General features: G+C 68.2%; 16 protein-coding genes. 10 read left to right on the top strand and 6 right to left on the bottom strand.

What is annotated here, in order from left to right; all coding sequences use genetic code 11:
- The first annotated feature begins 45 nt into the window (after positions 1-45).
- The 8 genes from ACIHFB_RS08610 to ACIHFB_RS08575 are packed head-to-tail and all read left to right on the top strand — an operon-like array spanning position 46 to position 9,703.
- Positions 46-786, top strand: coding sequence for a class I SAM-dependent methyltransferase (locus ACIHFB_RS08610; protein ID WP_365278609.1), 741 nt, complete (start codon positions 46-48; stop codon positions 784-786).
- The gene (locus ACIHFB_RS08605; RefSeq protein ID WP_400126013.1) at positions 783-4,943 is read left to right on the top strand and encodes an alpha-(1->3)-arabinofuranosyltransferase family protein; all 4,161 of its coding nucleotides are present in this window, start codon (positions 783-785) and stop codon (positions 4,941-4,943) included. Before ACIHFB_RS08610 ends, ACIHFB_RS08605 begins: the two co-directional genes overlap by 4 nt.
- The gene (locus tag ACIHFB_RS08600) at positions 4,940-6,400 is read left to right on the top strand and encodes a condensation protein (RefSeq protein WP_400126011.1); all 1,461 of its coding nucleotides are present in this window, start codon (positions 4,940-4,942) and stop codon (positions 6,398-6,400) included. The genes ACIHFB_RS08605 and ACIHFB_RS08600 overlap by 4 nt, the downstream gene beginning before the upstream one ends.
- A gap of 5 nt (positions 6,401-6,405) precedes the next feature.
- The gene (locus ACIHFB_RS08595) at positions 6,406-7,140 is read left to right on the top strand and encodes a class I SAM-dependent methyltransferase (RefSeq protein ID WP_400126757.1); all 735 of its coding nucleotides are present in this window, start codon (positions 6,406-6,408) and stop codon (positions 7,138-7,140) included.
- Between the two features lie 15 nt (positions 7,141-7,155).
- The gene (locus ACIHFB_RS08590; protein WP_365279543.1) at positions 7,156-8,145 is read left to right on the top strand and encodes a hypothetical protein; all 990 of its coding nucleotides are present in this window, start codon (positions 7,156-7,158) and stop codon (positions 8,143-8,145) included.
- Entirely contained in the window at positions 8,066-8,290 is a 225-nt protein-coding gene (locus ACIHFB_RS08585) for a Trm112 family protein (RefSeq protein WP_365278618.1), read from the top strand. The genes ACIHFB_RS08590 and ACIHFB_RS08585 overlap by 80 nt, the downstream gene beginning before the upstream one ends.
- Complete coding sequence (locus ACIHFB_RS08580; protein ID WP_365278622.1) at positions 8,287-9,222, top strand: FkbM family methyltransferase; 936 nt, start codon at positions 8,287-8,289, stop codon at positions 9,220-9,222. Before ACIHFB_RS08585 ends, ACIHFB_RS08580 begins: the two co-directional genes overlap by 4 nt.
- Positions 9,110-9,703, top strand: a complete 594-nt coding sequence (locus tag ACIHFB_RS08575; RefSeq protein WP_400126008.1) for a hypothetical protein — start codon at positions 9,110-9,112, stop codon at positions 9,701-9,703. The genes ACIHFB_RS08580 and ACIHFB_RS08575 overlap by 113 nt, the downstream gene beginning before the upstream one ends.
- A gap of 110 nt (positions 9,704-9,813) precedes the next feature.
- On the opposite strand, the gene ACIHFB_RS08570 is transcribed toward ACIHFB_RS08575, so the two are convergent.
- The 3 genes from ACIHFB_RS08570 to ACIHFB_RS08560 all read right to left on the bottom strand — a co-directional run bounded on the left by ACIHFB_RS08570 (position 9,814) and on the right by ACIHFB_RS08560 (position 12,222).
- Positions 9,814-10,410, bottom strand: a complete 597-nt coding sequence (locus tag ACIHFB_RS08570) for a suppressor of fused domain protein (RefSeq protein ID WP_400126756.1) — start codon at positions 10,408-10,410, stop codon at positions 9,814-9,816.
- Positions 10,411-11,029: 619 nt separating this feature from the next.
- Positions 11,030-11,500 carry an NUDIX domain-containing protein gene (locus ACIHFB_RS08565; RefSeq protein ID WP_365278628.1) on the bottom strand — a complete coding sequence of 157 codons (471 nt, stop codon included), beginning with the start codon at positions 11,498-11,500 and terminating at the stop codon, positions 11,030-11,032.
- A gap of 2 nt (positions 11,501-11,502) precedes the next feature.
- Positions 11,503-12,222: an XRE family transcriptional regulator gene (locus ACIHFB_RS08560; RefSeq protein WP_400126755.1), complete on the bottom strand. Its 720-nt coding sequence runs from the start codon at positions 12,220-12,222 to the stop codon at positions 11,503-11,505.
- 281 nt (positions 12,223-12,503) lie between these two features.
- On the opposite strand from ACIHFB_RS08560, the gene ACIHFB_RS08555 reads away from it, so the two are divergent.
- Positions 12,504-12,746, top strand: a complete 243-nt coding sequence (locus tag ACIHFB_RS08555) for a hypothetical protein (protein ID WP_365278631.1) — start codon at positions 12,504-12,506, stop codon at positions 12,744-12,746.
- On the top strand, positions 12,734-12,979 hold the full coding sequence (locus ACIHFB_RS08550) for a hypothetical protein (protein ID WP_365278634.1): 246 nt from the start codon (positions 12,734-12,736) through the stop codon (positions 12,977-12,979). The genes ACIHFB_RS08555 and ACIHFB_RS08550 overlap by 13 nt, the downstream gene beginning before the upstream one ends.
- 287 nt (positions 12,980-13,266) lie before the next feature.
- Here the strand turns inward: ACIHFB_RS08550 and ACIHFB_RS08545 are convergent, their stop codons facing one another.
- The 3 genes from ACIHFB_RS08545 to ACIHFB_RS08535 form a co-directional block, all read right to left on the bottom strand.
- Positions 13,267-13,602: a hypothetical protein gene (locus ACIHFB_RS08545; protein ID WP_365278637.1), complete on the bottom strand. Its 336-nt coding sequence runs from the start codon at positions 13,600-13,602 to the stop codon at positions 13,267-13,269.
- Positions 13,603-14,024: 422 nt separating this feature from the next.
- Positions 14,025-14,612 (bottom strand): DUF6000 family protein, encoded by a 588-nt coding sequence (locus ACIHFB_RS08540; RefSeq protein ID WP_365278640.1) that lies wholly within the window; start codon positions 14,610-14,612, stop codon positions 14,025-14,027.
- Positions 14,613-14,649: 37 nt separating this feature from the next.
- Positions 14,650-21,558: a polymorphic toxin-type HINT domain-containing protein gene (locus tag ACIHFB_RS08535; RefSeq protein WP_400126005.1), complete on the bottom strand. Its 6,909-nt coding sequence runs from the start codon at positions 21,556-21,558 to the stop codon at positions 14,650-14,652.
- Positions 21,559-21,954 lie beyond the last annotated feature (396 nt).

Raw genomic sequence — 21,954 nt, 5'->3', positions numbered from 1 at the left:
CGTCGTGGCTGGTCGCGCAGTTCTCCGCGCCCCTATCGGGGCGCCTTGCCGCACCCTCGTTGGAAGGATCCCTCTTTTCGGCGGTCGCTTGCCCTCTTTCTTGCCTTCCTTCGCGAGCAGGACGATCCCGACGCCTGTTATTCGCTGCTCGCTCGTGATGCCGTCGATCAGGTCGAGGCCTACGACGGGTCCGTTGCCGGGCGTACCGTCGTGGATGTCGGTGGGGGCAGTGGGTACTTCACCGAGGAGTTCCGGCGGCGTGGTGCACGGGCCCATCTCTTCGAGCCCGATGTGCGGGAGTTGGGCGGGAAGCCTCCCGACTCGGCCGTGATCGCGGACGGTTATCTGCTGCCGCTGTACGACGGGATCGCGGACGTCGCGTTCTCGTCCAACGTTCTTGAGCACGTGGCCGATCCGCAGACGTTCCTGAGTGAGCTGGTGCGGGTGACGCGGCCCGGTGGGCTGATCTATGTGTCGTTCACCAACTGGCTGTCCCCGTGGGGCGGTCACGAGTGGGCACCCTGGCACTACTTCGGGGCGGAACGGGCCCGCGCCCGCTACCGGCGCCGTACCGGGAAGCCCGCCAAGCACACCCTCGGCGAGAACCTGTTCGCCGTGCACATCGGCTCCACCCTGCGGCAGGTGCGCGCCCGGGACGACGTCACGGTCGTCTCGGCGCGCTCCCGCTACTGGCCGTTCCTCGCGGAAACCGTCGTCAGAGTGCCGGGCATCCGTGAGGTCGCCACCTGGAACCTTCTCCTCGTCCTCCGGCGGTGTCCCACATGACGACCACGGTCCAGGCTCCCCCTCCGGCAGCCGTCCCCACCACGACCGCGTCGGGCCCGCCGCACGGCCCGCGGTCGCGGCGCTGGCTGCTGGGGTTCTGGGCCGTGGTTCTCGTGCTGCTGCTCGCGGTGCACCCCGGGCGGCAGACCTTCGACACCAAGCTCGGTGTGACCGTCGATCCCGGTCAGTTCCTCGCCGATCTGGGCCAGTTGTGGCACGACCGGGGTTCCTTCGGCGGGATCTCGGACCAGTACGTCGGCTATCTGTGGCCGATGCTGCCGTACTACTGGCTGTGCGATCTCATCCGGCTGCCTGTGTGGCTGGCGGAACGGCTGTGGCTGTCGCTGATCGTGTCCGTCGCCTTCTGGGGCGCGCTACGGCTGGCCGAGCGGCTGCGGATCGGCAGCGGCGGCTCCCGACTGCTCGCGGCGGTGGCCTACGCGCTGTGGCCGACCTTCACCATCGTCGTCGGTTCCACCTCGGCGGCCGCACTGCCCGGCGCCTTCCTCCCCTGGGTGCTGCTGCCGCTGACGAACGAGCGGTACACCGCCCGGGTCGCCGCCCTCCGCTCCGCGCTCCTCGTTCCCTTCATGGGCGGCGTCAACGCGGCCGCCACGCTTGCGTCCCTGCTGCCGGTCGGGCTGTATCTGCTCTCCCGCCCGTCCGGACCACGGCAGCGCAAGCTGATCGCCTGGTGGGTGCCCGGCGTGATCCTGGCGACCGCCTGGTGGTGGATCCCACTGCTGCTGCTCGGCGTCTACGGCGAGAACTTCCTTCCGTACGTGGAGACTTCGCAGATCACGACGGACACGATGGCGGCGACGGAGGCGCTGCGCGGCGCCGGGAACTGGGTCGCCTATCTGCACTTCGGCGAGGCCTGGCTGCCCGCCGGCTGGACCGTCGTGGCCTCGGTCGTCGTGATCGTCTGCTCGGCGCTCGCCGCCGGACTCGGCCTCGCGGGACTGGCCCGGCGTGACCTGCCGGAGCGGCGCTGGCTGGTGCTGACCGTCGTGACGGTGGCGCTGATCATGCTCGCCGGGTACGGCGGGGCGTTCGGGGCGCCCTTCCACGGGGTGGTGCAGGACTGGCTGAACGGCGGTCTGGCCCCCTTCCGCAACATCTACAAGTTCCAGCCGGGCCTCGCCCTCGCGCTCGTCCTCGGTCTCGCCCACCTGGTGGGCGTGGCCGCCGAACCGCGTGGCGCCCGCCCGGTCCGCGGCCGCCGCCTCGCTCCGCTGATCGCGGCGGTTCTGGTGCTGCCGGGGCTGCTGTGGCCGTACCTCAACGGCTCGATCCTGAACCCGGGTTCCTTCCAGGAGATCCCCAAGTACTGGTCGGCGACGGCGGACTGGCTGAAGGAGTACTCGCCGGACTCGCGCGCCCTGGTCGTCCCGGCCACCGCCCACGGCATCTACACCTGGGGCTCGACGATCGACCAGCCCCTCGACGTCGTGGCCGAATCCCGTTGGGCGCAACGCGATTACGTCCCGATGGGCACCCCCGGCAACCGGCGCGCGATGGACGCCGTGGAGCAGGCGCTGATGTCGGGCGCCGAAGTCCCGGGCCTCGCCGACTACTTGAGCCGCTCCGGCCTCCACTACGTCGTCGTCCGCAATGACCTCGACCCCGACCAGATCGGCTATGTACCGACCACGACCGTCAAACGCACCCTGGAACAGTCCGGCTACGTCCGGGTGAAGGGCCTGGGCCCGGTCATGACGGGCGGCCGGATCGCCGAGGACACCCCGCTCGCGGTCGAGGGCCTCTACCCGAGGCAGCGGGCGGTGGAGATCTACCAGCCGCCGGCGGACGAGGGGGTGCCGCGCCCCGGACAGGCGGCCCTGCTGCCGGTGGCCGACACGGCCGCGGTCTCCGGCGGCCCGGAGGCGCTGCTGCCGCTGGCGTCCGAACTCCGGGGCCGGGCAACGGTGTTGACCGGTGACAACCACCCCGGGCTCGGCACGCCGTCCGTGCAGGTGGTCGGCGACGGACTGCGCCGCGCGGACACGCGGTTCGGTCTCGTCAACGCGAACACCTCGTACACGTACACCCGCGACGAACGCAACGCGCCGGACGCAGCCCAGGACGCGCGCGGGAAACCCCACCAGATCCTGCCGACCGAGGGCCTCGCCCACCAGACGGTCGCCGAACTGCGCGGCGCCGGCTCGGTCACGGCTTCCAGTTACGGCAACTGGCTCTTCCATCTTCCGCAGTACGACCCGGTGAACGCCTTCGACGGCAACCCCGACACCGCCTGGGCGGAGGGCGCGGCGGGCTCGCCGGACGGGCAGTGGCTGCGGATCGGGCTCACGGAGTCGTACGACATGCCGTCGTCGTTCAAGGTGACGCCGTTGCCGCAGGACAGTGTGCGGTCGGCGGCGACCCGGGTGCGGGTGGAGACGGAGAAGGGGGTGCGGACCAGCGACCTCCGCCCGGACGGAATGACGCAGACCATCAAGGCGCCCGCGGGCGGGACGAGTTGGATGCGGCTGACGATCGTCGACTCCGTGGCCCGGCACACGGGTCTGACGGGTGCGGGCTTCTCCGAGGTCTCCCTGCCGGACGTGCAGGTCACGCGCATGCTGCGGCTGCCGACGGACGCGGCGGACGCGAGTGCCGCCACGGAGATCGTCTCGCTGCACCGCACGACCGACCCCACGGGTCTCTCCGCGACGGGCACGGAGGCGGGCCTGCACCGCCGCTTCTCCACCGGCACGGCGGGGACGTACGAGGTGACGGCGAGCGCGGTGCCGGTGCCGGGCGAGGAACTCGACCGGCTGCTGTACGACGTCGCGCCCGAGCAGCAGAACCGCATCGTCGCCACCGCCGACTCCACGGCACGGCTCGGCGCCGGCCTGTCGGCGCGCAACCTCACCGACGGCGACCTGACCACGGCCTGGATCGCGGGCGACCGCCCCACGATCCACCTCCGCTGGAACGGCGACCAGCCCGTCGGCGAACTGGTCCTGGCCCCCGCGGGCGGCCTGTCCACCCGCCCCACCGAGGTGCAGATCAGCTCCCCTGACGGCGCGGCCCTCGCCGGCGTCGACGAGAACGGCTGGGTCCGCTTCCCGCCGATCACCACGGACCGACTGGACATCACGGTCACGGCGACGGCCCCGCTGACCCTGCACAACCCGGTCGTCGACGAGGACCTACGGCTTCCGGTGGGCCTGACGGAGGCGTACATCCCGGCCCTCGACCGCTACCGCACCCCGCAGCCGGCGGCCACCCGGCCCTTCTCACTCCCGTGCGGGCAGGGACCCGTGCTGGCGGTCGACGGGGAGCTCTACGAGACGAGTGCGCGGGGGACGGTGCGGGACCTCACGGAACGGCGACCCGTGCAGGTGACGCCCTGTCAGGAACGGCGTGCTGACGCCGAGTTGCAGCTGACGTCCGGCACCCACCGGGTCGAGGGCGGGGACGCCGGGCCGCTGGCGTTGACGGACGTGACGCTGACACGCGGCGGGGCGCTCGCCGAGCCCACGTCGGCGGACCGCAACCTCCGGATACGTGACTGGCTGGGCGACCGGCGCCAGGTGACGGTCGGGGCGGGCGCGGCCACGTACCTCACGACCTACGAGAACTACAACGACGGCTGGAAGGCGACGCTGAACGGCGACGAGCTCTCCCCGGTCCGCCTCGACGGCTGGCAGCAGGGCTGGCGGATCCCGGCCGGGGCGGGCGGCACGGTCAAGCTGTCGTACGAGCCGGCGACGACCTACGACGCCGCGCTGATCGGCAGCGGGGTCGCGGTGGCGGCCCTGGTGGGCCTGGTGCTGTGGCGCCGACGCGCGCCGAACCCCGACGAACCGCAGCCGGTGCCCCCGCCGCCCGGCCTCTGGCTCGGCACGGTGGCGCTGACCCTGGTGGGCGCGGTCATCGCCGGGTGGTTCGCGCTGCTGGTGCCCGCGCTGGCGCTACTGGCCCACCGACGGCACGCGCTCCTCGTCCCGATCGCGTTCGTCGCCCTCGCGGGGGCGGCGATCGCGGCGGCGGTGGGCGCCGGGCAGCCGGTGGGCGCGGAGGAGGGAGCCTTCGGTCCGGCGGCCCAACTCCTCGCGCTGATCGGCCTGTTCGCGGGCCTGGTGAGTGTGCGGGAGCCGCGGGAACGGCGGGAACGGCGGGCGGACGACGAAGGGGGCGAGGTCGCATGACCGCACTGGAGCATCGCGCCGAGCATCCCGTACGACCGCCTGCGCGCATCCCGTTCCCAGTCGTGGACGAGATCGCCCGCCACTGCCTCCAGGAGGAGGAGCCGGAAACCGTCCACATCGAGGTCCACCTCCCGGGCCACCTCGACCCCGACCGCCTCCGCACCGCCTTCAACGAGGCCCTGCACCGCCACCCCCGCATCCTCATGCGGGAGGCGTCGGGACGGTGGTACCGCCGACGGTACGAGTGGGAACTCACAGCGGATCCCGACGTGGACGCGGTGACCTTCCTCCCACCGGGCCGTGACGCCCTCCGTGACGCCCGCACCCGCGCACTCGTCGAGGCACCCCCACTGTCGGCTTCGCCGCCCATACGCCTGGAGGTGGTGGAGGGGGCGGGACCGGTGGAGGGGAGCGAGGCGAGCGACGCCGTGGGCGAACCCGCCGCCGCTGCGGGCAGTCGTGCCGCTGGGGCGGCACGGGTGGGCGCAGCGGCACCCCGTCAGCGCGGGCGAGCGACCCCACCCGCCCACAGCAACACCGGTCACGCAAGTAACCCCGCTCGCAGTGGCACCGTTCTCTTCCTCACCATCAACCACACGGCCCTGGACGGCCCAGCTTGCCTCCGAGTCCTTGCTACCGCCGCTGAGCTCTACGGCGGCCAGGACAACTCACCCGCAGGCGCACCCATCCGGCCGACGGAAACCGCACCGCAGCCCGAAGAGACCCCCTCCAACTGGTCACCCCCCGCGCGGGTGGCGCCCGGCACCCCCGAGCCCTCCCCCGGCAACGGCATGCTCGTCACCGAACTCCCCCTCCCGCACCGCCCCAAGGGCTCCCCGTACACGGTGAACGACCAGCTCATGGTCACCACGGCCCTGATGATCACCCACTGGAACAGAGAGCACGGCGAGCAACCCCGCCCGCTCCGCATCACGATGCCCGTGGACGACCGCCCCCGGGACACGACCATGCCGATAGGCAACGGCACCCGCCTGGTGGAAGTCCCCTTCACTCCGGAGGAGTTGAACCCGGCGGACATGCCCGCACTGCTGAGCCGTACCGCAGTCCGGACCCGGGCCCTCAAGTCGCTCCCCCGCCCCCAACTCGGCCACGGAGCAGCCCTCCTCACCGCCCCCGTCACCCCCGTGTCCTGGCGCGCCGCCCTCACCAGAACCCTCCGGAGGACAGCCGCCCCCTGGACCTCGACGACGCTCCTCAGCAACATCGGCCGCGTCCCGTACGCCCTGGACTTCGGCGAGGAGGCCGGTCGCGCGCACGCGGTCTGGTTCTCGGCGCCGGCGAGGATGCCCCGCGGCCTCACCGTCACGACCGCCTCCACGAACGGCCGCCTGCACCTGGCCCTGCGCTGGTCCCGCGCCCTGCTCAGCCACGGCGACGGCGCCCATCTGCGCGACCTGTTCGAGCACTATCTGCACACCACGGAGGTGGCCCCATGACTCCCATGACGACGACCACCCCACCCCGGCCCGAGCTGCGCGACTTCTACGAGAACCCGGCGGTCCCCGTCGCCTCCGGCACCCCCCGCACCCTCCGCCAGGCCCGCCTCCTCGCCGCCGCCCTCGGTGCACCGACACCGGCCGGACGCACCCGCACGATCCTCGACATCGGCTGCGGCGACGGAACAGCGGCCGCCACCACCGCCCCCTTCGTCCCCGGCCACCGCATCATCGGCGTCGACTGGTCCCAGGACGCCCTGAAACGAGCCCGCACCCGAGTCCCGTACACTCTGCGCGGCGAACTCAACTGCCTTCCCCTCAGGGACGGTTCGGCGGACGCCGTGCTGTTCAGCGAGGTGATCGAGCACCTCGTCGACCCGGACGCCGCCCTGGACGAGATCCGCCGGGTGCTGCGCCCGGGCGGCCATCTGATGCTGTCCACCCCGAACCTCGCCGCCTGGTACAACCGCGCGCTCCTCCTCGCGGGCGTCCAGCCGGTCTTCTCGGAGGTCAGCCTGCGGGCGATCCACGGCCGGCCGGGGCGGGAAGTCGTAGGGCATCTGCGGCTCTACACGGCCCGCGCGCTCCGCGAGTACGTCACCGCGGCGGGCTTCGAAGTCGTACGGCTCAAAGGGGCCCCCTTCCACGGCGTACCGCGTCCCCTGCGGCCGCTCGACCGGCTCGCCTGCTCCAGAGCACCGCTCGCCTCGATCCTGCTCCTGCACGCGCGAAGGACGTAGCCGATGTGGTGGGGAGTGGCCGCGGCCCTGTTGGCGAACGTCCTGTACAGCACCGGTTTCGTCCTGGAGAAACGGGCACTGGCGGCCCTGCCCCAGGTCAGCGTGCGCGAACCCGCGAAGCTCCTGCGGCTCGTCCTCGGCAGCCCGCTGTGGATCGGCGGTTCGCTGTCCCTCGCCGCCGGTTTCGCCGCGCAGCTGGTCGTCTACCGCACGCTCCCGATCGCCGCGGCGCAGGGCATCTTCGTGTCCGGCCTGGTACTGCTGGTGCTGCTGTCGGCCCGGCTGCTGGGCGAGGAGACCACCGGCCGTGAGCGGTACGCGCTCGGCGCGATCCTCGCCGCGCTGCTGATGGTGGTGCTGTCCCTGCGGGAGGACTCGGACAAGGTGGGCAACGAGGCGCCGTACCCGCTGATCCTCCTCGTCTGCGTGCCCTCGCTCGCCGCCGGCGTCTGGCTGTACGGCTCCGCCGAGCGCCGCGCCCGCCACCGGCACCGGCTGCCGACGACCGGCGTCGAGTACGGCGTGGCGGTGGGCGTGCTGTACGGCGTCAGCTCGCTCGCCATCAAGGGTGTCTCCAACTACCTGACGACGAGCGGGATCGGCGACGCGCTGGTCCATCTGCTCCGCTCCCCGTATCCGTATCTCCTGCTGTTCACCGGCGCGTTCGGGCTGGTCATGTCGCAGGCGGCACTGCAACGCTGCCGGGCCTCGCTGATCGTGCCGGTGTGCACGACGGTGACCTGTCTGTACACGGCGGTGCTGGGCACGCTGTCGTTCGGCGAGGCACTGCCGCACGAGCCTTTGCGGCTGGCGCTGCGGCTCGCGGGTACGGCGCTGGCGATCGCCGTACTGCTGACGATGCCCAAGCACGACCGTCAGGCAGCCGCCCAACCCTCCATCGGAGCCAAGGAGTTGACACCACCCCATGAAACCCGACGACCCCCTGCTCCAGATCCTGGCGTGCCCGCTCGACAAGGGCCGACTGCACCTGGTCACGACCGCTGACGACGAGGACGAGGAATTGCTGTACAACCCACGCCTGCGCCGCCGTTACCCGTTCGTCGACGGCATTCCGCAGCTGCTGCCCTCGTCCGGTGAGCAGGTCTCCGACGACGAACACGAGGAACTCCTCAAACGGATGGCCCCATGACGCCCCCGGCCCCCAGAACCCTCGCCGCCCGCATCGCGCCCCTCCTCCCGGCCCGTCTCGTCGCGGCCGCCGCCCGGGCCGTGTACCCACGCTTCGAACCGGAGTTGGCCCGGCTCGGCGAGCTGTGCCCGCCGGACTGCGGCACGGCGGTGGACATCGGCGGCTGGTACGGCCCCTGGACGCACCGCCTCGCAAGCCGTGCCCGCGAGGTGGTGACCGTGGAACCGGTCCCCCACCTGGCCCGTCTCCTCGCCGACGGGGCCCCGCCGAACGTCCGCGTGATCCGCGCCGCCGCCTCCGACCGCCCCGGCATGGCCCGTCTCTGGCTCCCGGCGGACGACTCCGGCGACCGGGGCGTGTCCTCCCTGGTCCGTCGCGACATCCACAGCCGTGCGCTGAACGTCGGCTGCATAGCCCTCGACGACCTGGGGTTACGCAATGTCGACTTCATCAAGATCGACGTCGACGGCGGCGAACTGGCCGTCCTGCGCGGGGCGACGGCCATCCTCTCCCGCGACCGCCCGGCCCTGTTCGTCGAACTGGAAGCCCGCATCCAGCCGATAGCCCGGGTCGTCACCTACCTCTCCCTCCTCCGCTACGACGGCTGGGTCCTGCCCGGCGACGCCTGGGTCCCGCTGGCCTCCTTCCCGCTGGAGGCCCACCAGGCGCAGGCCGCCCACGTGGTCTCCCAGGGCCTGCTCCCCCGCGTCCTCCCCTTCCGCCACCACTCCCGCTACGTCAATTCGGTCCTGTTCCTGCCGGACGGCCGCCGTCCGGGCGGTCGCGTGGTGAGCGACGAGATGAGCGACGATGGGGGACATGCCGTCCGCAACGCGCCCCCAAGGCCCCTTCACCCCCCTCGACTTCCAGCTGGTCCTGCTGCGCCGCATGGCCGACCACAATCCGGACCTGGTGGCGGACGCACGGACTGAACTGGGCGTCTCCATCGCGGACATGCGCGAGGCCAACAAACGCTGGCAGGCGATGCTGCACTCCCCGCGGTCGCGTGCGGCCGCGTCCCGCTACCGCTCGATCCTCGGCACCCCCGAATCGACGACCTTGCGCACCATCGGCGACCTCAAGTGCGAGGCCATGCAGTGGCCGGTCCCCCTCTGGGCCGACCTGCGCTTCGAGGTCCTCGTCGCCCCGAACGGCGCGGCCTGGAACGAGTGGCTGGTCCGCGCCCCCGGCGCCGAGGGCCCGCACTTGCGAACCCTGGACGACCTCACCCCCTGGTCCTGCACGGTCGACGAGGCCGCCCACGCCTTCACCCCGGCCCGGCCCCTGGAGGGGTCGGCCCCGACCCGCTGGGGGCTGGCGTTCACGGCGCCGGATGCGGAGGGGAGGGCGCGGAAGGTCGTTGCCGAGTTCACTTGGGGATTGTTGCAGCGGACGGCGACGGGCTCTGATTGAGTGCAGGTTGGTCACGGGGCACCCCGGCTACTCAGGCGGGGACGGGCTCCAGGTCAGCACCTTCAAAGGGTGGGTAGCTCTCGCTGCCCACTCGCTCGGCCTCTGAGGTGCTACCAGGATGATTCTGCTACCGGCGCACGCGTGGGGTCGAAACGATCCCAATCCAGGCCCCAAAGCGCATTAAATCCGCGCAAGTAAGCGAACTCCCGCTCTGATGAATGAATCGGATAGGCTCCGAAAATTTCGACCACGTCTGGAACTTTCGCGCCGCCCTCCTCGCCGCCTAGATCGAGCGACCCCGCGCCAAGCTCAAGGGCGGGCTCAGCCAAGACGATGCTGCTCATGAAAGAACCTCCAACATACGGCTCTTTATACCCAAGAACTTGCCCCGGATTAAAGGGGCAGATACCTCGCAATGCGGCAACCACCCTTGCGGGAACCTGGGCCCATTCGACGTCACCAGAGCGAACGGTGATGGACAGTTCGCACCCCCTTTCCCCCCAATCTGCATGACGAGACAGGGAGAGTCCATAGGTGAAACCCGTAACGTATCCAGGTTCCGGTGTTCCGATGTATGAGATGGCGCGAACCGGCCCGTCTCCTATCACCCGCGGTTCAACGTCGCTGATGACAGACGTCGCACCGGTAAGAGAATCCAGCAACTCGCAGTATCGACCGAACCGGTCACGCGTGCCATGGCCAGACATCATTCCCCCCTGAGTCAGCACTCTCCCTGAAGCGGGTGGGTGCTGCCAGCGTCACGCTTGCAGCGCCCACCCCACTATTTTCTTTCACCTACCCAGATGGCGGATAGAAGTGCCCCAGCGCGGCGTCCCACCATTGGGTCTTGCTGTGATCGATGTACGAGTTGAACTCCTCAATCCTGCCGGCCGGTATTCTCCATTCAGTTAGACCGTTAACACCATTCGAGTTCGGCAACTCGAATTCAAAATCCCCGAAGGCTTCTCGGAACCCCGACTTCATCACAAACCAATGGAATCCCATTTCATGCCCGTTTCCGGCATACTGTGGGGCCCCTCCGGTTTATTGGAGAGATAAGCAGTGGGATTAGGCCCTGAATGATTATCCGCATTGAGGCCCCGCTCCTCACTCGCTCGCTTTCCTTCAGCCGGCGAGCGGTAGAGAACCGTCTCTCCGCAGTTATGCACCAGGACCGGCGTGGCCCCGCCAGCACATAGTACGTGTGCAGCGCGACCCCCTTTCACCTGCTCCTTCGCTGGTCAGCGCAGGTTTCGGGTTCCGCTGGTGTCCGTGGTTGTACGGGGAAATCCGTGGCTGTTGCCGTCGCTACTGCCGTCAGCCGGTTCAGCCCAGGTAGGGCCTTTCACGCTGTTCCAGGAAGTGTTGGAGCCTGAGCCGTTGGGTGTGGTGCATCGGCAGCTGCTCGATCTCTTCCGGCGGCACGAACCGGAGCTCGGTGGACTCGTCGGAAATCTCCAGCCGGCCGCCGGTGATGCGGGCGGTGAAGCAGACGTTGAACTGTCGCCGGACCTCGCCGTCGGTGTAGGCGATGATGTGTTTCGGGTCGGTGTAGGTGCCGACCAGGCCGGTGATCTCAACGTCCAGGCCGGTCTCTTCCTTGACCTCGCGGACGGCCGTGCCGGGCAGGGAATCGGTGAGGTCCATGCCACCGCCGGGCAGCGCCCATAGATCGTTGTCCCGGCGGCGCTGGAGGAGGATGCGCCCGTGGTCGTCGGTGACGACGGCGGATGCGGCGACGACCATGCTGTTCGGCTTGGGCGCATTCGGGTCGTCGTAGTACTCGGTGCGGGCCACGGTCAGCCTTCCTCTCGTACGGGCGTCGCCGTCGCCCATACCGCGTCGAAGCTCTCGGCGTAGGTGTCGAACATGCCGCCTGTCTCGTGTCGACGAAGATGCCACACCGGGGCGGCGTAGGCGTTGACGCCCCAGACATGGGCGTTGACGAGTTGCTGATCGTCGGCACGGTAGAGGGAGTTGTAGAGCGTGGTGTCGTGGGCGCGGACTTCTATGCCGGGGGTGCCGGCGAGCGGCCTGTAGTGCATGAGTGCGAGGCGGCAGCGGGATTCGATGCCGTGGCCGAACCGCTCCTCCTGGCCGCGGGCTTGGACGTTGTCGCTGTCGGCGTCTCCGATCGCGATGCGGACGGTGCAGCCTTCGGCGGCGCGTTCGGTGAGGAGTTCATTCAGCCGCGGGTACGCCTCGTGGAGGAAGACGGCCGCGTAGACGAGGATGTCGATCCGTTCCCGGGCCTGAGCGAGGAGGTCGGTGAACGTCGAGACGGGGATGTCGGCCCGCTGTTCGTAGAGCGCTACCAGTTCGGGGCTGATGGCGCGGGCGGGGCGGGCTTGGTGGAGTGCCGGCCAGAGTGCGTGCACGTCTTCTCCCAGGGCCTTGGCCGCCTGGAGGGCTGTGGCACGGCGTGGGGTGCGACCGAGGTTCACCCAGCGCTCGACCGACTTGGGATCGACCTCGACCTCCTGGGCGAGGGTCGCGTACGTCCAGCCTCCGGCCGACATGACGGCTCGCAGTCTCTCGTTCGGCACGAGTCTCCCCCTCCATCTCAGGACGGCACCAGGGACGTTCTACACAGTGCAGGACGTCCCGAAGTGGGCTTTGGTGGAGGTTCCTTCGTCCCGGTGACCGGCGTGAGGATCGGTGCCGACCCTGCGGCATCGATACGCCCGGGGGCACGGTCTACGCTGCCGAGGAGCGTCAACGTGCGAAAGAGCGCCACCCCATGTGTTCCCGCCCTGCGACTTGATGCCCGGTCGCGGACCGCCTCGCCGGGGTGGTCACGATGACTGACCGCAAACCTGATGCGATCCAGCACAACGCTTCGCTCGGTGTGGGTGCCGTAATGGTCGACCGGCGGAACGGCAAGGTGGGCGTAGTGATGGGGCATGTGGGGCCGTACGTGCAGCTTCGGCCGCCGCGCGGTGGCCGGGAGTGGGACGTGCCGCCCGAGGACGTACGTGCGCCGACTCCGACGGAGGAGTTGAGCGCCAAGGTGGCCGTGGCCAACCGGAGGTGGGGACGGTGACCCCTCGTTCGGTCCTGCGATACGAGACCTGGACGCTCCAGCCCGACCGCGAGCCGGACACGGAGCTGGTCCTGTACGCGATGCAGTGCGCCGTGGACGGAGAGACCTCGCCGACGAGCGAGGACTTCGCTGAACCGCAGAACTGGGTGCTGCGGCACTGCGGCCGAAACCCGTCCCACCACACCTACCGGGAGATCATCACTCGGCCCTGGCGGGCCTGGCGGCAGATGTGACCGGCGCCGGTCGCCCAAGCGCCACCCCGCGCCGACTCATTCGACTCCCGTCCCTGCCGAGCGTGACCGATCGAGGCTCCCCCGTCCTCATCAGCCCCGGCAGGGACGGGCCCTCACATGCCGGGCCCATGGCCATGGGGTTCTGGCCTCAGCCACAGAAAGTCAGCCACGACGGCGGGGCTGCTTTCTTGCACACTCTTTGGTTAGCCGTCCGTAGAACTCAAGCCAACGAGAAGACGGAATTCAAACCCCGGTTCCGCGATTAACCAAGAAATCCGAATAGCCCATTATTGATCACTCCCCTCACCCGCAAGCAGGGCCCGGAGACGCCTAACCTCTTCCACAAGGCGCGGCACAGCCTCCCGCGCCATTGCAATGAAGGCCGCGTTCTCGTCCCAGCGTTCGTCGCCAGAATCGACGTATCGCGGATGCTGAACCAAAGTTGCTGCAATCATGTCTCGGTGATCAAAATTCGGCCACCTCTCAGCAGCGCCAGTGTCGGGAGCGGTGCTCACCGCCACAAGATTCATGGCGGAGTCATCGTCCAAGGTTCTAACGAACCAAGGCGCCGGAGTGGCCGCAGAGCACAACTCCTCGATCTCCTCGAGTTCATCTTCACGCATGTGGCCACCTTCTACCAGCCTTTTTACCCGGTCTGGGGTGCCCCGCAAGCTAGTAAGCTCGAGGCACCCCAAACAACATGATCAACTAATATCGCTCACTCGAATATCCGAGCCTTTCGATGTTCTTGTGGAATCTCTTGTCGTTTGTAACGATCGACAACCCATCCTGTATCGCTGAATGCAAGACCGAAGCGTCGTCGTCGGCAATCATCGGATTGAAGAACTTACCCTTCCACATGCCCCCTGAGGCGAGCCTGGAGTGATGCAACGCCCTCACTGGTGGAAGCCGGTCCCATGCGCCCTCCCCACTCCGACAACCACTAGAACTCAAGCGCACCCGACGGGGCTTCAATTTCGCTATCGCGAACAGCTTCCCGCGAAGGAAACCTTGAGAAAAGGATGGAGACATAGCCTGTTAGCGATCAATCCAGGCTCTCGGCGAGCTCGATCCAGTCAGCTACTTCCCTCTCCCAATGAGAAGGATCATCAGTCTCAAGGAAGCCCGCCGCTGACCATCGATCCCACAACCCTTCGGATGCAAGTAGATCTTGCGAAGCCGTTGCACCCAGGCGCCTCTCGATATGTAGCAGTGCACCAAGGCACCACGGCTGGTTCCCTCGATTTTGAAGCTCGCTCAGACTGCGCTCTAGATACTGCTTCAACGCATACGCATCAGAGGGTTGACAGAACCGAGCCAGCGCGAAGGCGACACCTTTTCCCGTGCGCCTGGCATCTCCTTCCGTGATGAGCCTGTGCAGCGCGTCTCGAAATTCAGATTTCTGCGCAAACCCGATGAGCCAACACGCGGTAAGAGCCTCCCGCCAGTCGCCCCCCAGGAGCTGTTCCAGCTCGCTCACCGAAGCCTGCCGACCGTCGTCCCTCATGGCCGCACCGAACTTAAGGGCCTGCTCACGACCAGCCCTCATGAAGCTCACGGAGAGGAGTTTCTTATACCTGTTCCCAGGCAAGCAATAGCGCGCAAACAGATCACCCGCACTGGTTTCAGACACTCAAAACTCCTCTCCCGGACACGGCTATTCGATTCCGTCACCCAAAAGGCCCCCATTCACAGCTCACCTGACAGCCTGTGACGCGACCCTCAATGAGGACTTCCAACTCTTCGAGTCCCCGCTGCCCGGCAACTCTCATGCGGCTCGGATCTATTGCACTGCGCGAAATTCTGAGAACCAAAGCCCCCGCACTACCGAACTCCTCTGAGAATTCTCGCGCTGTCTCTAGGTCAGGTGACCACGAAGTGAAAACACTCTCCGTGTTATCACCCGAGTGCGCAACAGGATCGCTGTGGCCGCCGCGGGGCTCCGCAATTCCTGCTCTCGCTTCCGCCAGCTTGTAGTGATTGTTGGTGACTCCCCGGTAGAGGTATTCGCCACTGGAGTCGCCGAGCTCCGCAGCCCGGTCAAACACATCGTCTACCGACGGGCCGCAGTTGTGAACCAGGACTGGCGTGGCCCCCGCCAGCACATAGTACGTGTGGTAGTCGGCGACGGTGAGGTTGTGGACGGTGGCCGACGCCGCCGTCCAGCGCTCAAGGGCCGTGACCTGCACGCGGGTGCCGGCGCCGGTCTGGAGCCACTGGCCCGCCTTCAGGTCGGTGGCGTCGATCCATTCGCGGAGTTCGGGCACCCAGAAGGGGTGGCCGTCGGTGGCGGTGACCGTGGAGGTCTTGGTGCCCTTGGCGCCGTCGACGTCGACGTCGACGGTGACGGTGACCTTGACCAGGTGCTTGGCGCCCTGCCCCTTGATGGTGGCGTCGACGGTCTTGGGCTCCGTCTTGCCCGTTTCGGGGTCGGTGGCCAGGACCTTGTCGCCGGGTTTCAAGTCCTTGATGGCCTTGGTGGAGCCGTCGGCAAGGAGGACCTTGGTCTCAGGCGTGAAGCTGTTGCTGACACAGGAGCCTCCGCTGCCGCCCCCACCACCGCCACCGCTGTCGGCCTTGCGCGCGGCCTCCGCCGCCGTCTCGTCGGCCTTCTTCGCCGCCTTCGCCGCATCGGCCTGCTTCCGCCAAGCCGCCATTTCCTCCGCGTACTTGGCCATGGCAGCGGCATCCGCGTCGGCCCGGCGCATCACACCGACCGCCCAGCGGACCTCCTCGTCCCACTTGTTGTAGGCACTCCAGGCCCGGTCCAGGGCCTTGACCACCCGCTTCGCCTTGCCGGCCCACGGCACGGCGGCCTCCAGCGCCAACATCGCGCAGGTACCGAGGTCGCCCCCAATACAGGCGACGACGTCGTTGTAGCCGCTGGCGTCCTTCAGGACCTCCATCGCGATGCGCCTGATGGCGTCCATCCGGCTCTGCTGCTTGAGCAACCGAGCCCGCTCGACGTCCTCCTGACTCACCGACGGCGTGGGCTTCGACGGCGCAGGAGGCACGGCACCACCGCCGCCATAACTGCTGTCACCGCCATCGCTACTGTCACCGCCATCGCCACTGGAGCCGCCCCCGCCACCACCGACAGGCACCCGAATGTTGCATGCCTCGTCTGCGCAGAACGCGCGTCCCGTCGGATCCGGGAAGGTGACCGGGCTGTTGTTGCCGTATGCGTACGGGTTCATCGTCTGCGACTCGGCCGTGTTCATCTGCGGGTCGACCGAGATGAACCGCCCCAGCGCCGGGTCGTACTCGCGCGCCCCCAGATGGGTGAGTCCGGTGGACTCGTCCATCGTCCCGCCGACGAAGCCCTTCTCCCCCGGCCACGCCGACGGCTTGGCGCCGCGCGCCTCGCCGAACGGCGTGAACTTCCGCCGCGTAACCGTCTTCGTCGTGGCGTCGACCGAGGTCGTTGCCGTGCCGTTGCGGTCGCCGAGCAGATACGAGGTGGTGATCTTGCCGCCCCCGGCGGTGCGGACCATGGTCGGACCGCCCGGGTAGGCGTAGTAGCGGGTGCCCTTGGCTACGTTGCCGTCCTTGTCGAGCTTGATCTCCGTGCCGGGGAGGTAGAGCGTCGTACCGCCCGGGTCGCGGCGGATCAGTCGGTTGCCGCCCGCGTCATAGACGTACGAGGTGGTCTCGCTGCCCTTCTTGACCGTCGCCAGATGGCCCTCGTGGTCCCAGACCAGGCTCTGCGGCGCCGGGTCCACCTCGGGTTCGCCGCTGCCGGGCGCGGCCGTGTTGTCCACGGCACGCTCGGTGGTGTTGCCGGCGCCGTCGTAATGGAAGGTTTCCTTGCGCTCGCCCTGCGAGCCCTTGGTGAGCACACTCTCCAGCCGACTGCTGGTGTCCAGGCCCTTGGCGTAGCTGTAAGTGCGGGTGGTGTCCTTCGCCGGGTCGCCGCCCGCGTCGTGCTGAATCTCGGTCTGCCGGTTGCCGACCGCGTCGAAGGTGTACGACGTCCAGTACGGGTCCGGCCCGCCCACCTTCGGTTTGCTGGTCCCGCCCGGCGAGGGCCGGGCCGCGCAATCGTCCGTGGCGGTCCAGGCGTCGGTCATCCGGCGCTGATAGTCGTAGGCGAAGCACTGGGTGTCGGTCGTGGCCGTGGTCGGGTTGGGGCCCTGGGCGTCCGTGATCTTCGTGATGTTGCCGACCTGGTCGTACGCGGTGCTGGTGTCGCTGATCCGCGTGGTGACGATGGTGTCGGAGACCGTCGACTCCTGGTCGTGGACCGTCCGGGTGGGCCTGCGGGTCTGCTCGTCGAACTCGTAGCTCGTGATGAGTTGCTGCCCGAAGGTGCCGACGCGAGTGCGCACGACATCACCCAGCGCGGTGAACTCGGCATCGGCCACGAAGGACTTGCCCGCGACCGACATGCCGGTTACCTGGTCGAGGCCGTGATAAGCCATGGCGACGCGCTCGGACGGCAGGCCCCCGGCCGCGGGATGGGTGACCGTCTGCGCGAGGCCGACGGTCTTCGTGTAGGTGTTGGTGTACGTGTAGGCGCCCGCCAACTTCCCCTCGGAAGCGGGAATCGTGATCTTCGATCCCAGCGGCCGGTACTCGGTGTCGTACCCGGTCACCGCTTGCGTGTACGCGTTCCCGTTGACGTACCGCGTCGAGGTGACCGGCATGCCGAGGGCGTTCGGCAGCGTGTCATAGGTCTGCTCGGTGAGCTTCTTGTCCGGCGCGACCGAGCCCTCGTACGTGGCCGTCTGCCGGCCGAGCGCGTCGTAGGCGAAGGCGATCGTCCGTCCCGGGGCGCGGCCGTCGGTGACGGTTTCGACGCGGTCGCCCTTGTCGTAGGTGACCGTCGTCGTGCCCTTGTCCGGGTCCTCCGTCTCATAAGGCCGACCGCGCAGGTCGTACTTGTACGACCAGACGTTCCCGGCCTGGTCGGTCACCGACTGCAGACGGCCGTGGGCGCTGTACTTGTAGTCGATCTTGTCGAAGTCGCCGGTGGGACCTGCGCCCTTGAACTGCTGGAGTTGCGTCTTGCGGCCCTTGGCGTCGATCAGCGACTTGGTCGGGGTGTCGCCGCTCGGCGGGTCGACGGCCACCCAGTCACCGCCGTACGAAGTCGTCGTACGCCACGTCTCCTCGCCGAACTTGCGGGCGATGGTGGCGATCGGGCGGCCCATGCCGTCGTACTCGGTGCGGGTCGAGGACGACACCTTGTTGTCGGCCGAGTCCCACAGGTCGGGTTTGGGATCCTCGTTGTTGTAGTAGGCGCCGTTCTCCTTCCACACCAGCCCGCGGCTGTCGTAGAAGGTGTCGGTGACGGCCTTGCCTCCGTTGAGAGCCTGCTGCTGGGTCTGGCGCAGCCGCAGCAGACCGTCGTAGATGTCGTGGCTGACGCGGTAGTCGCCGCGCTCCAGCAGCTTCTTGTTGGTGATGACGACGGGGAATCCCGGCCGTACGTCGTAACTGAACTCGGCGTCCGGGATCTGGGTGGCCGGGTTGCGGTCCGGCGACCAGACCTTGGTGAGGCGGCCCAGGGCGTCGTACTCCATGACCTCGCGGCGCTTGTTCGCGTCCTCCTGGGCGAGCGCCAGGCCGCGGCCGGGGTCCAGTTCGATGGTGTTGGTGTGGCCGAGGGCGTTGGTCGTGACGACCTTGGTGGCCACGGAATCGGAGGGCGGGTCGTACTTGGTCTTCGTCGTGTTGCCGTAGATGTCGGTGGTGGAGATGGGACGGCCGTAGGCGTCGACGGTCGTGGTACCGGTCAGGGAGTAGACGGGCTTGCCGTCGGCGTACGAGGAGAGGGATTCGGCCTTGTCGACGTTGCCCTTGGCGTCGTAGTGCACCCGCTTGTCGGAGATGACGTCGTCCGGGCGCTTGACGGTCGTGGCGTCACAGGCCTTGGCGGTGGTCTCGACCCGGGTCTGGAGGGCGAGGAGCCACTGCTTGGTGTCCTCCACGTACTCGTAGCGAATGCACGAGTCGTCGGCCGTCTTGCTTACGTCACCGTGGTCGGTGGTGTGCAACAGTCGGCCGCGGTCGTCGAACTTGTGCTCCACCTTGGTGCGGCGCTGGCCCCGGTCACCCGACAGCACGGTGCGGGAGGCGACTTCGGTGGTCCCGAACACCCAGGCTTCCAGGGGCGAGGCCCCTTCGCCTTCACGCTTTCGGGTGGCTGTCGGACCGTGCCGCCACGGGGTGTAGAGGGTGGCGGACTCCAGGGCACCGCCTTCGCCGTTGTAGTAGAGGGTCTCGCGGACCTGGCCGGCGAACTCCTCGTGGTCGACGACCTCCTTGTTCTCGCTGTCCTTGATCTTCGCGGACCGCTTGCCGCCGGGCTCGGAGGGCTGCTTGTCGCCGTCCAGGCCGCGGAAGTAGAGGTTCTCGACCAGGGAGCGCTTGTCCGGCGCTGCGCCGACCAGCGTGCGGACGCGCTCGTAGCCGCGCCACTGCGACCAGGTGCGGACCTTCTCGCTGACGTTCTCGCTCTCGTCGTCGTACGCCCAGGCGGGCTTACCGACGTACTCGTACGTCGTCTCCTTGGTCGGAGAGATGTTCTTGGCGTCCTCCTCGCGGATCTGATCCACGCGGTGCTTGTGGAAATAGTCGGTGCTGTAGACCTTCTTCATCCCGGTCGGATCGGTGGGATCCGGGGTCTCCAGGACGACGGGGTAGCAGCGCAGCGTGTTGGACTCAGGCGCAGAGGGGAGTTTCTTCGGTTCCTTGGCGCTGCACTCGGGCTCGGCGTACTCCACGAGGATCCGGGCGCCCGTCTCCGTCTTGACCGCCTCGACGCGCCAGCGCAGATACGGCGGATTGCCGTCGGTGTTGTTGTCGACCCGGTTGGGCAGCTGCTTGCCCTGGAAGGTGACTGCCGGCAGGGAGATGGCCTTGCCGTTCTTTCCGGTGTGCTGGATCTGGGAGAGCCAGAGCGGGTACTCGCCGTTGACTCCACCGTCACCGGCGCGGAGGAAGTCCTGCTTCAGGGTCCAGGTGTCGACGGGCTCGGGCTTGCCGGCCTTGAGGACCCAGGTGCTGACCGACTCCAGCATCTTGCGGGAGAAGAAGGTGGGGGCGTAGCGGTCCTTGCACTCATTGGCCGCCGCGCAGAGCTGGTCGGCCGGTACGTCCGGCCAGTTGCGGGCGATTTCCGGCTTGGCTCCGTCGGCGAGTTTGTCCTCCGCGCAGTCGAAGCTCGTGGTCTTGAGGCAGCGTTCGGCGACGGTGAAGGTGACCTGGGCGGGAGCGGGGGCGAAGAGGTCGTCGGAGCGAAGGCCATAGGAGATCTGCTTCAGCCAACCGCCCCGGTCGTAGCCGCGGCTGGTGGACTTTCCGTCCTCCTTGACGTTGGAGCCGTACTTGTTGCGCTCCTTGGCGTACCAGTACGTCATCGCGTTGCCGCGCGGATCAACGACGTAGTCGAGGTTCCAGCGCCAAGCCTGGTCGCAGACGGAGTCGGCGTAGGCGGCCTTGTGGCAGTCTTCGTCGGCGTGGTTTCCGTAGACCGGCACGGTCCAGGTGGAGTTGGTCTCCGTCTTCTTGGCATCGTTGGCGCCATCCCAGCCGGGGAGGCGGTTGAGGCCGAAGTGGTACTGCACGCCCTTGGTGTCGGTGACGACCCAGTACTCGCTCTCGTTGTCGAGGTTGCCGGTGGCGCCGGTCTTGAGTTCCACGCGGGAGCCGTCGTCCGAGGCGGGCCGCCACGTCTTCTTGTCCTTGTCGTCCAGGACGAGCTGGGTGGAGGAGCCGTTCAGGGAGAGCGTGACCATGGGCGGGCCCTGGCAGAGGTCGCCGGTGGGGTTCTTCGGGTTGTTGTAGCCGGCTTTTTTGCGATCTTCCGCACACGGGACGTACGTGCGCTCGATGAAGTTGGAGCTGAGGTCCCAGCCGTCACCGACCCAAGAGGGCTGCTGGGAGGTCGCGGAAGTCCGGCCGTCCACGCTCGCCGAGGAGTAGCTGAGGCCGAGCGAAGGGCCGGGGCCACCGAGAGAGGCGGGAATCTCCATGGGGTACGACCAGGAGAAGTCACCGGAGGCTCCGCCGCCCTGCCAGGAGCCGGACGGGGTGAGGGAAGTGGCACGGTAGTCGCCGTTGGTGCCCTGAGCGCCGGCGGTCGCGGCGAGGACTACAGCTTGGGATGTGGCGGTAGCGGTACGGGGTGCCGGCTGGATGGTGGCGGTCAGGGTGCCAGTGGCCGCGTTGTTGCGGGTGGGCACCGGGGTCCGCTTCTGGCACTCCGGCTTCCCGGGGGTGGTCAGCACGCACTCGGGAAGGGCCACGAAGTTCAGCCGGGAGCCCCAGTTGCCGCCGTAGGCATTGCGGAAGCCGCGGTAGTCGAGGTCGACGCTGAGGGAGGTGGCGACGCTGGTGCCCGGGCCGGCGGTGTCGGTCCGCTCGACCTTCAGGAGCAGACCGTCGATGCCCGCCTTCGTCGCGGTGGAACGATCCTCCACCTGGACTTTGGCCCTGACCTTGATGTCCGAGGGCTTGCCGCCCGATCCGGCCGCCAGGCGAACCGGGAGGGAGCCCGCCTTGACCCGAGGTCCGGTCTTGCCGCGGGCCGAGGTGGCATTCTTCGGCGCGGCCGGGGCAGGCGGAAGTGTCACGGAAGCGGTTTCACCCTTGGGCCAGGAAATGGCCGGGCTCCCCTTCCAGGAATGCTTCCGCATGGAACTCAGTGAGGCGGATTCCCTGCTCCCGCCGCCATCCGAGAGCTTGGCCGGCTCACCTGGGACGTTCGTCAGCTGCTGCGATTCGGGAAGCTTTCCGCCGGCGGCCGCTGCAGCTGCCGGAAGAGCAGGAAGTCCCGTTACCAGCAAGGTCATGGCAAGCGAAGGAAGCGACCATCTCAGCGCCCTCCGCACCTGTTTGCGGACATGAGTCCGCCCACCCCGTATGCGCATGCAGAAAACTCCCCCGCACAGCAGAAAAAGCTTGGTCGACTTCGGACCGTACACCGGATCTACACAGCATGCACATAACTTTTTGGGCACCCCGGATGC

The organism is Streptomyces sp. NPDC051963, from assembly GCF_044593495.1.
GTDB lineage: Bacteria > Actinomycetota > Actinomycetes > Streptomycetales > Streptomycetaceae > Streptomyces.
This window is presented reverse-complemented; position numbering and strand designations above follow the sequence as displayed.

Bases quoted from the DNA above. Each gene is read 5' to 3' on its own strand.
- ACIHFB_RS08600 (WP_400126011.1), top strand. From the start codon at position 4,940: ATGACCGCACTGGAGCATCGCGCCGAGCATCCCGTACGACCGCCTGCG.
- ACIHFB_RS08545 (WP_365278637.1), bottom strand. From the start codon at position 13,602: ATGCGTGAAGATGAACTCGAGGAGATCGAGGAGTTGTGCTCTGCGGCC.
- ACIHFB_RS08570 (WP_400126756.1), bottom strand. From the start codon at position 10,410: ATGTCTGGCCATGGCACGCGTGACCGGTTCGGTCGATACTGCGAGTTG.
- ACIHFB_RS08575 (WP_400126008.1), top strand. From the start codon at position 9,110: ATGCCGTCCGCAACGCGCCCCCAAGGCCCCTTCACCCCCCTCGACTTC.
- ACIHFB_RS08555 (WP_365278631.1), top strand. From the start codon at position 12,504: ATGACTGACCGCAAACCTGATGCGATCCAGCACAACGCTTCGCTCGGT.
- ACIHFB_RS08595 (WP_400126757.1), top strand. From the start codon at position 6,406: ATGACGACGACCACCCCACCCCGGCCCGAGCTGCGCGACTTCTACGAG.
- ACIHFB_RS08585 (WP_365278618.1), top strand. From the start codon at position 8,066: ATGAAACCCGACGACCCCCTGCTCCAGATCCTGGCGTGCCCGCTCGAC.
- ACIHFB_RS08560 (WP_400126755.1), bottom strand. From the start codon at position 12,222: ATGTCGGCCGGAGGCTGGACGTACGCGACCCTCGCCCAGGAGGTCGAG.
- ACIHFB_RS08605 (WP_400126013.1), top strand. From the start codon at position 783: ATGACGACCACGGTCCAGGCTCCCCCTCCGGCAGCCGTCCCCACCACG.
- ACIHFB_RS08580 (WP_365278622.1), top strand. From the start codon at position 8,287: ATGACGCCCCCGGCCCCCAGAACCCTCGCCGCCCGCATCGCGCCCCTC.